Source organism: Pseudomonas sp. MNR3A (genome assembly GCF_009650575.1).
Taxonomy (GTDB): domain Bacteria; phylum Pseudomonadota; class Gammaproteobacteria; order Pseudomonadales; family Pseudomonadaceae; genus Aquipseudomonas; species Aquipseudomonas machongensis.
The window spans coordinates 72,318-84,320 of the sequence record NZ_VZZS01000009.1 but is presented as its reverse complement, the minus strand read 5'-3'; the positions used below and the strand labels follow the sequence as shown (position 1 = coordinate 84,320).

General features: G+C 63.6%; 10 protein-coding genes. 3 read left to right on the top strand and 7 right to left on the bottom strand.

Annotated features, from left to right (window positions below; translation table 11 throughout):
- The first annotated feature begins 151 nt into the window (after positions 1–151).
- Positions 152–961 (top strand): tRNA cyclic N6-threonylcarbamoyladenosine(37) synthase TcdA, encoded by an 810-nt coding sequence (tcdA, locus tag F6X62_RS07540; RefSeq protein ID WP_065862293.1) that lies wholly within the window; start codon positions 152–154, stop codon positions 959–961.
- Between the two features lie 63 nt (positions 962–1,024).
- Here tcdA and F6X62_RS07535 read toward each other — a convergent pair whose 3' ends face one another.
- From F6X62_RS07535 to F6X62_RS07520, 4 genes are all read right to left on the bottom strand, one after another.
- Entirely contained in the window at positions 1,025–1,435 is a 411-nt protein-coding gene (locus F6X62_RS07535; protein WP_153773132.1) for a SufE family protein, read from the bottom strand.
- A complete protein-coding gene (locus F6X62_RS07530; RefSeq protein WP_153773131.1) occupies positions 1,432–2,637 on the bottom strand; it encodes a cysteine desulfurase in 1,206 nt (401 codons plus the stop codon). The genes F6X62_RS07535 and F6X62_RS07530 overlap by 4 nt, the downstream gene beginning before the upstream one ends.
- A gap of 121 nt (positions 2,638–2,758) precedes the next feature.
- Positions 2,759–3,793, bottom strand: coding sequence for a 2,3,4,5-tetrahydropyridine-2,6-dicarboxylate N-succinyltransferase (dapD, locus tag F6X62_RS07525; protein ID WP_153773130.1), 1,035 nt, complete (start codon positions 3,791–3,793; stop codon positions 2,759–2,761).
- 36 nt (positions 3,794–3,829) lie between these two features.
- Complete coding sequence (locus tag F6X62_RS07520; RefSeq protein ID WP_054891086.1) at positions 3,830–4,177, bottom strand: ArsC family reductase; 348 nt, start codon at positions 4,175–4,177, stop codon at positions 3,830–3,832.
- 281 nt (positions 4,178–4,458) lie between these two features.
- Between F6X62_RS07520 and F6X62_RS07515 the strand changes: the two genes are divergently transcribed.
- Positions 4,459–6,105 carry a Na+/H+ antiporter gene (locus tag F6X62_RS07515; RefSeq protein WP_054891085.1) on the top strand — a complete coding sequence of 549 codons (1,647 nt, stop codon included), beginning with the start codon at positions 4,459–4,461 and terminating at the stop codon, positions 6,103–6,105.
- 43 nt (positions 6,106–6,148) lie between these two features.
- Here the strand turns inward: F6X62_RS07515 and dapC are convergent, their stop codons facing one another.
- Genes dapC through map form a run of 3 tightly spaced genes read right to left on the bottom strand, consistent with a single transcriptional unit; the run spans position 6,149 to position 10,871 of the window.
- The gene (gene dapC, locus F6X62_RS07510; RefSeq protein ID WP_153773129.1) at positions 6,149–7,345 is read right to left on the bottom strand and encodes a succinyldiaminopimelate transaminase; all 1,197 of its coding nucleotides are present in this window, start codon (positions 7,343–7,345) and stop codon (positions 6,149–6,151) included.
- A 21-nt stretch (positions 7,346–7,366) separates the two neighbouring features.
- A complete protein-coding gene (locus F6X62_RS07505) occupies positions 7,367–10,066 on the bottom strand; it encodes a [protein-PII] uridylyltransferase (RefSeq protein ID WP_153773128.1) in 2,700 nt (899 codons plus the stop codon).
- Between the two features lie 22 nt (positions 10,067–10,088).
- Positions 10,089–10,871, bottom strand: a complete 783-nt coding sequence (map, locus tag F6X62_RS07500; RefSeq protein WP_054891082.1) for a type I methionyl aminopeptidase — start codon at positions 10,869–10,871, stop codon at positions 10,089–10,091.
- A gap of 344 nt (positions 10,872–11,215) precedes the next feature.
- Here map and rpsB point away from each other — a divergent pair, with 344 nt between their 5' ends.
- The gene (gene rpsB, locus F6X62_RS07495; protein WP_054891081.1) at positions 11,216–11,953 is read left to right on the top strand and encodes a 30S ribosomal protein S2; all 738 of its coding nucleotides are present in this window, start codon (positions 11,216–11,218) and stop codon (positions 11,951–11,953) included.
- Positions 11,954–12,003: the final 50 nt, after the last annotated feature.

The window sequence follows — 12,003 nt, the reverse complement described above, 5'->3', positions numbered from 1 at the left end:
AGATCTGCTTGTTTGATAAGACATTAAAGCAGGATTGGTAGGCTGTTTCCTAATGAACGCGCGCCGCGCCAAGACACCCCTCATGTCGACAAGCCCGCACCGGCGTGTCCGCATGGCATATAATGCGCGCCGGTTTTTTCGGGGTATGAACATGAGCACAGAAGATCCACGCTTTGCCGGTGTCGCCCGGCTGTACGGCGATGACGGCCTGCAACGTCTGCGTCAGGCCCACGTGGCAGTCGTCGGCATCGGCGGTGTGGGTTCCTGGGCGGCGGAAGCCCTGGCGCGCAGCGGCGTGGGTGAAATCAGCCTGTTCGATCTGGACGATGTCTGCGTCAGCAACACCAATCGCCAGGCTCATGCACTGGAGGGGCAGGTGGGGCGCTCGAAGGTCGAGGTCATGGCCGAGCGCCTGCGTGCGATCAACCCGGCCTGCACCGTGCATGCGGTCGCTGACTTCGTCACCCGTGACACCATGCTCGAATACATCACCGAGTCGCTGGATTGCGTGATCGACTGCATCGACAGCGTGCAGGCCAAGGCTGCGCTGATCGCCTGGTGCCGCCGACGCAAGATTGCGATTGTCACCACAGGTGGTGCGGGCGGACAGATCGATCCGACCCAGATCCAGATTGGCGACCTCAACAAGACCTTCAACGACCCACTGGCGTCGCGGGTACGTTCCACCTTGCGCCGGGACTACAACTTCTCGCGCAATGTCAGCCGTAATTACGGGGTGCCCTGTGTGTTCTCCAGCGAGCAACTGCGCTACCCCAAGGGCGATGGCAGTGTTTGCCTGCAGAAGAGCTTCGTGGGGGAAGGCGTGCGCCTGGATTGCTCGGGGGGCTTCGGCGCGGTGATGATGGTCACCGCGACCTTCGGCATGGTGGCCGTGAGCAAGGCGGTGGAGAAGCTGGTGGCGGGGGCGCGGCGGCCCTCGGAGCGGGTGAAGGCGCAATAAGCGCGGGGGCTTCTTCGCGGGTGCCGCAGCAGGGGGGGGACCGGCGAAGCAGGTGCCGCCGACTCAGGGGCTGGACACCAACTCCGTCATCCGCAACAACACCGCATGCAGCCCATTGCTGCGTGAAGGCGAGAGCTGCCGCTCCAGCCCCAGTTGTGTGAACCACGCACGCAGGTCCAACGCGGCCAACGCTTCGCTGTCCAGCCCCTGTACCCGCACCAGCAGCAGCGCCAGTAGACCGCGCAGCAGCCGGGCATCACTGGTGGCCTTGAAGCGCCACTGTCCGTCGACCTGGCCAGCCACCAACCAGACCAGGCTTTCGCAGCCATGCACGCGGTTGGCGTCGGTCTTGTCAGACTCGTGCAGTGGCTCCAGGCGATCGCCTATCTGCATCAACAGCCGTGCGCGCTGTTCCCAGCCTTTTGCCTGGGTGAAGGTGTCCAGTGCCTGCTGGGCGTCGGCAGGCAGGCTCACCGCAGCAGCTCCAGGCCCTGGTCGAGCGCATCGAAGAAGCGCTGCAGGTCGTCGCTGTCGTTGTACAGCCCCAGCGAAACGCGGATCGCGCCTTCCAGCCCCAGTCCCTTGAGCAATGGCATCGCGCAATGGTGGCCGGCGCGCACTGCGATCCCTTGTTCGGTCAGCAGGTGGGCGATATCGGCGTTGTGCACGCCATCGATGACGAAACTGGCCAGTGCGCTCTGTGGGGTGCCGAGCATGCGCACGCCTTCGCGGTCGGCCAGGCCGCGCACCAGGTGCTGGTGCAGGCTGGCTTCGTGGGCTGCCACGGCCGCAGGATCGAGGCTGGCAAGGTAATCGAGGGTCGCGCCCAGGCCGATGACACTGGCGATCGGCGGCGTGCCCGCCTCGAAGCCCAGTGGCGCGGGACGAAAGCTTGCCTCATGGTAGTCGGCCAGTTGCACCATCTCGCCGCCGAACTGCCAGTGGCGCAGCCGTGCCAGGGCCTCCGTGCGGCCATAGAGCGCGCCAACCCCATCCGGGCCATATAGCTTGTGGCTGGAAAATACGTAGAAATCGCAGCCCAGCTGCTGCACGTCGTGGCGGCCATGAACCACGCCCTGGGCGCCATCGACCACGCTCAGAGCGCCTTGGGCGCGGGCATGAGCGAGCAGCGCAGGCAATGGCTGCCAGGTGCCGAGCACGTTGGACAGTTGGCTCAGCGCCACCAGGCGTGTGCGCGGCCCGATCAGTTGCAGGGCCTGGTCGAGGTCGATCCGGCCATGTTCGTCCAGCGGCAGCACTACCAGGCGCAGATTGCGGCGCCGCGCCAATTGTTGCCAGGGCAGCAGGTTGGCGTGGTGCTCCAGCGCGCTGACGGCGATTTCGTCGCCGGCTTCGAAGCCATGCTCCAGACCGTAGGCCAGCAGGTTGAGCGCCGAGGTGGCGCCGTGGGTGAAGATGACCTGCCGGGAGTCACTGGCGTTGAGCCAGGTGGCAACCTTGTCGCGACTGGTCTCGAATGCCTGGGTCGCCAGCGCGCCAGGCAGGTGCTGGGCGCGATGCACATTGGCTGCACCATGGCTGTAGTAGTGGCTCAGGGCGTCAAGCAAGGCCTGGGGTTTCTGCGTTGTGGCGGCACTGTCCAGGTAGGTCTGGTGCTGCCGTTGCAGGGCGGTGATGGCGGGAAAGTCGGCACGCCAGGGGGAGGGCTGGAACATGATTGCGGGGCCTGGAATGAAAATCGGGTCTGGCGTGGTGCCAGACCCGATCTTAACATCTCAGACGCCGAGAGTCCGCTGATCGCGGGCAAGCCCGCTTCTACAGAGGCCTGCAAGGTTCTCAGTTGTGTGCGTGCAGCGCCTCGTTCAGCTCGATGGCCGACTTGTGGGTCTTGCACTCGACTGCGCCGTTGAGCGAGTTGCGACGGAACAGCAGGTCGGTCTGGCCGGCCAGGTCACGGGCCTTGACCACCTTGACCAGCTCATTGTGCTCGTCGAGCAGGTTCACCTTGGTGCCAGCGGTGATGTACAGGCCGGCTTCGACAGTGTTGCGGTCGCCCAGCGGGATACCGATACCAGCGTTGGCGCCGATCAGGCAGCCTTCGCCAACCTTGATGACGATGTTGCCGCCACCGGACAGGGTGCCCATGGTCGAGCAACCACCGCCCAGGTCCGAGCCCTTGCCGACGAACACGCCTGCCGAGACACGGCCTTCGATCATGCCCGGGCCTTCGGTGCCAGCGTTAAAGTTGACGAAGCCTTCGTGCATGATGGTGGTGCCCTCGCCGATATAGGCGCCCAGGCGCACGCGGGCGGTGTCGGCGATACGCACGCCGCTCGGGACCACGTAGTCGGTCATCTTCGGGAACTTGTCCACCGAGAACACTTCCAGCAGTTCGCCCTTCAGGCGTGCTTCCAGTTGCTGCTCGGCCAGTTCGGCCAGGTCGATGGCACCCTGGTTGGTCCAGGCCACGTTCGGCAGCAGCGGGAAGATGCCGGCCAGGGAAACGCCGTGCGGCTTGACCAGACGGTGCGACAACAGGTGCAGCTTGAGGTAGGCCTCGGGGGTTGAGGTCAGCGCGCCGTCTTCGGCGAGCAGGGTGGCGACCAGCGGCTTGTGGCTTTCGGCCAGGCGGGTCAGCAATGCGTGCTGGACGGCATCCACGCCCTTGACCGCGTCGGCGAGCTGGGCGGCCTGGGCCGGGCTGAAGGCGATCGCCTGGTTGCCGCCTTCGTAACCGAGGATCGGAGCGACGGCCGCGACCAGCTCGGTGGACGGGTTGAGCAGGGGCTGAGCGTAGAAGACTTCCAGCCAGGTGCCCTGGCGGTTCTGGGTGCCGACACCGAAGGCCAGGCTGAACAGAGTGGTGGACATGCAATTACCTCGTGCGAAATAGGGTGTGGAGCGGAATCAGGCCAGTGCCGCGGCGTACAGGTCGGGCTTGAAGCCCACCAGGGTGCGGTCACCCAGATCGAGCACCGGGCGCTTGATCATCGACGGTTGAGCCAGCATCAGCTCGATGGCCTTTGCCTGGTTCAGGTCGGCCTTGCTGGCCTCGTCGAGCTTGCGGAAGGTGGTGCCGGCGCGGTTCAGCACGACTTCCCAGCCGTGCTCGTCGCACCAGCGCTCGAGGCTGTCACGGTCGATGCCTTGGGTCTTGTAGTCGTGGAACGCGTAACCGATGGCCTGTTCTTCAAGCCAGGTGCGGGCCTTTTTCATGGTGTCGCAGGCTTTGATGCCGTAGAGAGTGTAAGCCATTGAATGCCTGGGGCTGCCGGGCCGGACCTGGCGTCCCCGATACTCCTTGAAGAATGGGTGGGGCGATTATGCGGTATCGATGGGCCTGGCGCCACGGCTTGCTGTCCGGCTGGGCGATCGATCTGTATCACGACCTCTCAGGTAGCATTGTGTTACATATTCCCGGGTAGCGTTCGACCATGGTTCAGCGGTGCATTATCACCGCCCGCCGCTAACATATTGTTTCAAGGGCGAAGTCTGGCCTTTTTTTCGTGTCTGCTTTCATACAGGAAGTCTTGCCAATGCAGTCAGCCTATACCGTTCTTATCCTGCTGATGCTGGTGAGCCTTTCCAAGCTGGTCGGACGCATGGTGCCGCTGCCCTTGCCGCTGGTGCAGATCGCGGCCGGCGCGCTGCTGGCCTGGCCCACGCTTGGGCTGCATGTGGCCCTCGATCCCGAGCTGTTCCTGTTTCTGTTCCTGCCACCGCTGCTGTTCGCCGATGGCTGGCGCATCCCCAAGCGTGAGCTCTGGCGCATTCGTGGCCCGGTGGTGGCCTTGGCCGTGGGGTTGGTGCTGTTCACCGTGGTGGGAGCGGGGTACTTCATTCACTGGATCCTGCCAAGCATTCCACTGCCGGTAGCGTTCGCCCTGGCCGCGGTGCTCTCGCCCACTGATGCGGTGGCGGTTTCGGCGATTACCCAGGATCGCCTGCCAACCCCCTTGATGCATATGCTCCAGGGCGAAGCACTGATGAACGATGCTTCGGGCCTGGTGACGTTCAAGTTCGCGTTGGCAGCTGCCATTACCGGGGTATTTTCGTTGACCGATGCCAGCCTGACGTTCGTGCTGGTAGCCATCGGCGGGCTTGCGGTTGGCGTGGGCCTCAGCTGGCTGGTGGGGCGCCTGCGTGCCTGGATGATCGCCCGGGGCTGGGACGATCCGGCGACACATGTGGTGTTCATGCTGCTGTTGCCGTTTGCCGCCTACGTACTGGCCGAACGACTAGGTGTCTCGGGCATTCTCTCTGCGGTGGCGGCAGGGATGATGCAGAGCTGGCTCGACCTGTTGCCGCGCCAGACCAGCACGCGCCTGCTCAACCGCAGCGTCTGGTCGCTGCTGGAGTTCGCCTTCAATGGTCTGATCTTCCTGCTGCTGGGCTTGCAATTACCCGACATCATCAAGGCAGTTGTCAGCCACGAAACGTCGTTGTGGCCGACCCTGGCCTGGCGTTGCCTCGATGTGGTGGCGATCTTCGTGGCGTTGGTGCTGCTGCGGTTCGTCTGGGTACAGAGCGTGTGGCGCGCTATCGGCGTGGTGCGCCGCTGGCGCGGTAAGTCGGCGTTGGTGCTGATGCCCAGCGCACGTTCGTGCTGGCTGTTGACCCTGGGGGGTGTGCGTGGGGCTGTGACCTTGGCGGGTGTGATGTCGGTACCCTTGCTGATCGGGGCCGGCCAGGCGTTCCCGGAGCGTGATCTGCTGATCTTCATTGCCGCCGGGGTGATCCTGCTGTCGCTGATCAGTGCCTGCATCGCCCTGCCGATCCTGTTGCGCGGGGTGACCAAGAGCCCGGACGAGCGCCTGCACCAGGAGGTGCAGGAAGCCTGGAGGCGTACTGCAGAAGCGGCCATCCATGCCTTGGAGGCCGAGGAGGTCGTCGATGCCAATGCCCCGCAGGATGCCGCCCAGGCGACGCTGGCGACCGAGCTGAAGGCGCGCCTGATGGCAGAGTACCGGGACGAGCTGGACAGCTACAACGACAGCGCCGAAGCGCGTGCATTGGCCGAGCAGATGGATCTTCTGGAGCGCCGCCTGCGCCTGCGCGCGTTGCGCGCGCAGCGGTTGGAGCTCTACAGCCTGCACCGCCAGCACCTTGTGGGGGATGAAGTCGTGCGCCAGGTGCTGGGGGAGTTGGACATGAGCGAGGCGAACCTGGGGCAGGTCAGGTAGCGTCGCCCTGGAGCGTTCGCCGGTTTACCCGCGAACGATCCGATCAACGACGTTGCAGGAACCCGCGAATCCTTTCGGCCGCCTCGATGCACTCGGCCAGCGGCGCAACCAGCGCCATGCGCACGCGTCCTGCTCCTGGATTGACGCCATCCACTTCACGCGACAGGTACGAGCCAGGCACCACGGTCACGTGCTCGGCCTCGAACAGGTCGCGGGTAAAGTCGGCGTCGCTACCCGGCACCTTGGCCCACAGGTAGAAGCTGCCATCCGGGCGCTGTACATCCATCACTGGCTGCAGGATCTCGAGCACGGCGTCATATTTGGCGCGGTACTGATCGCGGTTCGCCCGCACATGGGCCTCGTCCTGCCAGGCGGCCACGCTGGCCAGTTGCGTCTGCACCGGCATGGCGCAACCGTGGTAGGTGCGGTACAGCAGGAATGGCTTGATGATCTTGGCGTCGCCCGCGACGAAGCCCGAACGCAGGCCCGGCAGGTTGGAGCGCTTGGACAGGCTGTGGAACACCACGCAGCGCGCAAAATCGCTGCGGCCGAGTTCGGCGCAGGCGCTCAGCAGGCCAGGCGGCGGGGCGTCTTCGTCGAAGTACAGCTCGCTGTAGCACTCGTCGGCGGCGATCACGAAATCGTGCTCGTCGGCCAGGGCGATCAGTTTCTTCAGGGTGTCCATCGGCACCAGCGCGCCAGTGGGGTTGCCTGGGGAGCACAGGAACAGGATCTGGCAACGTTTCCAGATCTCGGCAGGTACCGCGTCGAAGTCCGGATTGAAACCGTTGCTTTCCAGGCATGGCAGGTAGTGCGGGGTAGCGCCGGCCAGCAGCGCCGCGCCCTCGTAGATCTGGTAGAACGGGTTGGGGCTGACGACCAGGCCGTCATCGGCGCGGTTGACCACTGTTTGAGTGAAGGCGAACAGCGCTTCGCGGGTGCCGTTGACCGGCAGGATGTGCTGGTCGGCATCGAGCCAGCAGGCGGGGACGCCGAAGCGGCGCTCGCACCACTGACCGATGGCCTGGCGCAGGGCCGGCAGGCCGAGTGTGCTGGGGTAGACCGCCAATTTGTCGAGGTTGTCGGCCAGGGCCTTGGCGACGAACGCCGGGGATTCGTGCTTCGGCTCACCGATCGACAGGGCAATGGCGCGTTTGTCCGCGGCAGGCTTCACGCTGCCGAGCAGGGCGCGGAGCTTTTCGAAGGGGTAGGGCTGAAGCTGGGTCAAGGCATGGTTCATCGGCGCAAGGTCTCGTAATCGTCAGAAGGTCACGCGGGTGGGGCTGGTATCGCTGGACTGGCCGGCCTGCAACTGTTCGACGATGGCTTCCTGCAGGCGGCTGCACAGTTGCGGGTCGGAGAGCGGCTGGTTGTCGGCATCGGTGATGAAGAACACGTCTTCCACGCGCTCGCCGAGGGTGGCGATCTTGGCGTTCTGCAGCGACAGGTCGAACTCCAGGAAGATCCGTCCCAGGCGCGCCAGCAGGCCGGGCCGGTCGGGGGCCGTGATCTCGAGGATGGTCACCGGGCGCTGGGCGTCGTTGAGGATGGTCACCTGCGGCGCGAAGTTGAAGTGCTTGAGCTGGCGCGGCACGCGTCGCTGGATGATGGTCGGGTAATCCTCGGGATTGCGCAGTGCCTCGGTCAGCCCTTCGCGTATCTGCTTGACCCGCTGCGGGTTGTCACCGATCGAGCCGCCGTCGTTGTCGAGCACGATGTAGGTGTCGAGGGTGAACTGGCTGCTGGAGGTAATGATGCGGGCGTCATGGATGTTCAGGTTGAGCTGCGACATCGCCGCCACGGTCACGGCGAAGAAATCGTGCTGGTCGGGCGCGTAGATGAAGATCTGCGTGCCGCCTTCGAACTCGCGCTGGGTGGTTTCCTTGATCAGCACCAGCGGACCGCCATCGGCCGGCTGCTGAAGTATTGCATCGCTGTGCCAGGCCACGTCCGCTGCGGTGTGCTTGAGGAAATAGTCGTCGCCCAGCTGCGACCAGAGTTGCTCTACATCGTCCGGGTCGGTGCCTTCGCGCACGAGAATGTCCAGCGCCGCGCTCTGGGTCTGGCGGATCTGTTCTTCACGGTCCAGCGGGTTTTCGAGGCCCCGGCGCAGCGCGCGCTTGGTTTCGGTGTAGAGCTGGCGCAGCAGGCTGGCGCGCCAGGAGTTCCACAGGCTGGGGTTGGTGGCGTTGATGTCGGCCACGGTCAGCACGTAGAGGTAGTCCAGGCGGGTTTCGTCGCCGACGAACAGGGCGAAATCGTTGATCACCTGCGGGTCGGAGAGGTCCTTTCGCTGGGCCGTGGTGGACATCACCAGGTGGCTCTGCACCAGCCAGGCAATCAGGCGCGAGTCCCAGGCCGGCAACTGGTGGCGTTCGCAGAAGGCTTGCGCGTCCACCGCGCCGAGCTCGGAGTGATCGCCCTGGCGACCCTTGCCGATGTCGTGATAGAGGCCGGCGAGATAGATCAGCTCAGGCTTGGGCAGGCGTCCCATGAGCTTGCTGGCCAGCGGGAATTTCTCCGACACCGGGGTGTACTGCAGTTTGCGCAGGTGCTTGATGAGGTTGAGCGTGTGCGCATCGACCGTATAGATGTGGAACAGGTCATGCTGCATCTGTCCGACGATCAGGCCGAATTCCGGCAGGTAGCGACCGAGGATGCCATAGCGGTTCATGCGCCGCAGGTTGCGGTGGATGCCGATCTCGCACTTGAACAGCTCGATGAACAGGCTGGTATTGCGGATATCGTTGCGGAATTTGTCGTCGATCAGGTGCCGATGTTCGCGCAGAAGGCGCACGGTATCGGCGCGTACGCCCTTGATCTCCGGATGCTGGGCCATCAGCACGAAGATCTCCAGCATGGCGAACGGGGTGCGCTTGAAGACATTCGGATTGACCGCCTCTATATAGCCATCATGCAGGCGAAAGCGCGTGTTCAGCGGTTGGGTGCTGCCGTTGTCGTCAGCGAGGATCACTTCCTCGAAGTGCTGGATGATCAGGTCGCACAACTGGCTGATGCTCATCACCACCCGGTAGTACTGCTGCATGAACTGCTCGATGGCGCGCTTGGGGTTCTCATCGCTGTAGCCGAGCAGCGCCGCGATACTGCGCTGGTGATCGAACAGCAAGCGGTCTTCGGCGCGTCCGGCAAGCATGTGCAGGGCGTAGCGCACGCGCCAGAGGAAGGCCTGCGAGGAGGCCAGCAGGTCGTTCTCGCTTTCCAGCAGAAAACCTTCGCCCGCCAGCGCGTGCAGGTTGAGGGTGCCGTACTGGCGGCGGGCAACCCAGAGTACGGTCTGGATGTCGCGCAGGCCGCCTGGCGAACCTTTGACGTTGGGCTCCAGGTTGTACTCGGTGTCGTTGTACTTGTGGTGCCGTGCCTTGAGCTCGGCGCGCTTGGCCAGGAAGAACTCCTTGCTCGGCCACATGTGCGCAGTGCTGGTGACTTCCAGCATGCGCTCGCGCAGCGTCTCGGGGCCGGCGACGGTGCGGCTTTCCATCAGGTTGGTGATCACTGTCAGGTCGGCGCGCGCCTGTTCGGCGCATTCCTCGACCGTGCGCACGCTTTGACCGACCTCCAGGCCGATGTCCCACAGCAGTGTCAGGAAGCGCTCGATGGCGTCGCGATACTGCTCGTGTTCCGCCTGGTCGAGCAGGATCAGCAGGTCGATGTCCGACCAGGGGTGCAGCTCGCCGCGGCCATAACCGCCGACCGCGACCAGGGCAATGCCGTCCGGATTGCCCCAGTCGAACTGGTTCCAGGCCTGCTGCAGGATATTGTCGACGAACCAGGCGCGGTCCTCGATCAGGCTGCGGATCTCGACACCCTCGCGAAAGCGTCTGTCGAAGACGTCTGCTGCCTGGCGCAGAGCCTTCTTGAAGGCGGGGATGGGGCTTGCCTTGAGCGCCAGTTCCGCCTGGAACTGGCCACGGTCGAACAGCTCTGGATCCACCTGGGGCATCGAGTCGCCTTCCTGAGTTGAATTACGCCGAGGTACGGGGAATGGTGTCGTCTTTGCGCAGGGTGAAGATTTCATAACCCGTGGCGGTGACCACCAGCGTATGTTCCCACTGTGCCGAGAGCTTGCGATCCTTGGTGATGGCGGTCCAGCCATCGCCCAACACCTTGGTGTCGGCCTTGCCCTGGTTGATCATGGGCTCGATGGTGAAGGTCATGCCTTCTTTCAGCTCCATGCCGGTGCCGGCCTTGCCGTAGTGCAGGATCTGCGGTTCTTCATGGAAGACCTTGCCGATGCCATGGCCGCAGAACTCGCGAACCACCGAGAAGCCGTTCTTTTCAGCGTGTTTCTGGATCACTTCGCCAATGTCGCCCAGGCGGCAGCCAGGCTTGATGAGCTCGATGGCCTTGTACAGGCACTCTTGCGTGACTTTGGACAGGCGTTCGGCCCAGGGCGCGACGGTGCCGACATGGAACATGCGGCTGGTGTCGCCGTGGTAGCCATCCTTGATCACGGTCACGTCGATGTTGATGGTGTCGCCATCCTTGAGCGGCTTCTCGTTGGGAATGCCGTGGCAGACCACATGGTTGATCGAGGTGCAGATCGACTTGGGGAAGCCCTTGTAGTTGAGCGGTGCCGGGATCGCCTGCTGGACGTTGACGATGTAGTCGTGGCACAGGCGGTCGAGTTCCTCGGTGGTCACGCCAGGCTTGACGTGCTCTTCGATCATTTCGAGGACTTCGGCGGCCAGGCGGCCGGCGATGCGCATCTTCTCGATGTCTTCTGCGGTCTTGATGGTGACGGTCATTACAGGCTCTCTACGGCGCCGGGCGGCGCGCAACAAACGGGAAAGGCCGGATTCTAACAGAGCAGGGCGGCGTTCTGTGGGGAGAAAACCGCGGATCCGGTGGTCTATGGAAGGCATTCTGGCGCGATTGTCGAACCGCTGCAAAAGCCGCTGACGGATGAAACACCTTGCGGGTTCCGTTCGTCTTCTGTCTGTGGTATAAAATGCGCCGCTTTCGGGGAGGTCCCCGTCAGCTCAAACCCACACACGTGTCGACACGATGGCCTGGGTGCCCGGGATCTTAGGATCCATGGGTTGGTCATTGGGATACGTGGAGGCCCAACCCGACTTATCAAGGAACTATCATGTCCCAAGTCAACATGCGCGATATGCTGAAGGCCGGTGTGCACTTCGGCCACCAGACCCGTTACTGGAACCCGAAAATGGGCAAGTACATTTTCGGCGCGCGCAACAAGATCCACATCATCAACCTGGAAAAAACCCTGCCGATGTTCAACGACGCTCTGTCGTTCGTAGAGCGCCTGGCCCAGGGCAAGAACAAGATCCTGTTCGTCGGCACCAAGCGTTCCGCTGGCAAACTGGTCGCCGAGCAAGCTGCTCGTTGCGGTTCGCCATACGTTGATCACCGCTGGTTGGGCGGCATGCTGACCAACTACAAGACCATCCGTGCTTCGATCAAGCGTCTGCGCGACCTGGAAACCCAGGCCGAAGATGGCACCTTCGCCAAGCTGACCAAGAAAGAAGCCCTGATGCGCTCGCGCGACCTGGAAAAACTGGATCGCAGCCTGGGTGGTATCAAGGACATGGGCGGTCTGCCTGATGCTCTGTTCGTCATCGACGTCGATCACGAGCGCATTGCAATCACCGAAGCCAACAAGCTGGGCATCCCGGTCATCGGCGTTGTTGATACCAACAGCAGCCCGGAAGGCGTTGACTTCGTGATCCCAGGCAACGACGACGCAATCCGCGCCATCGAGCTGTACATGACTTCGATGGCTGACGCCGTCATCCGCGGTCGCAACAACGTTGCCGGCGGTACCGAAGTCTACGCTGAAGAAGCGGCGGCACCAGCTGCTGAGTAATTGACGCCTGGCGTCTACTTGGCACGCGAAAAGGGGGCTTGGCCCCCTTT

Excerpts from the sequence above, each read along its gene's own strand:
- tcdA (WP_065862293.1), top strand. The coding sequence starts at position 152 with ATGAGCACAGAAGATCCACGCTTTGCCGGTGTCGCCCGGCTGTACGGC.
- F6X62_RS07530 (WP_153773131.1), bottom strand. The coding sequence starts at position 2,637 with ATGTTCCAGCCCTCCCCCTGGCGTGCCGACTTTCCCGCCATCACCGCC.
- dapD (WP_153773130.1), bottom strand. The coding sequence starts at position 3,793 with ATGTCCACCACTCTGTTCAGCCTGGCCTTCGGTGTCGGCACCCAGAAC.
- F6X62_RS07520 (WP_054891086.1), bottom strand. The coding sequence starts at position 4,177 with ATGGCTTACACTCTCTACGGCATCAAAGCCTGCGACACCATGAAAAAG.
- F6X62_RS07515 (WP_054891085.1), top strand. The coding sequence starts at position 4,459 with ATGCAGTCAGCCTATACCGTTCTTATCCTGCTGATGCTGGTGAGCCTT.
- dapC (WP_153773129.1), bottom strand. The coding sequence starts at position 7,345 with ATGAACCATGCCTTGACCCAGCTTCAGCCCTACCCCTTCGAAAAGCTC.
- F6X62_RS07505 (WP_153773128.1), bottom strand. The coding sequence starts at position 10,066 with ATGCCCCAGGTGGATCCAGAGCTGTTCGACCGTGGCCAGTTCCAGGCG.
- map (WP_054891082.1), bottom strand. The coding sequence starts at position 10,871 with ATGACCGTCACCATCAAGACCGCAGAAGACATCGAGAAGATGCGCATC.
- rpsB (WP_054891081.1), top strand. The coding sequence starts at position 11,216 with ATGTCCCAAGTCAACATGCGCGATATGCTGAAGGCCGGTGTGCACTTC.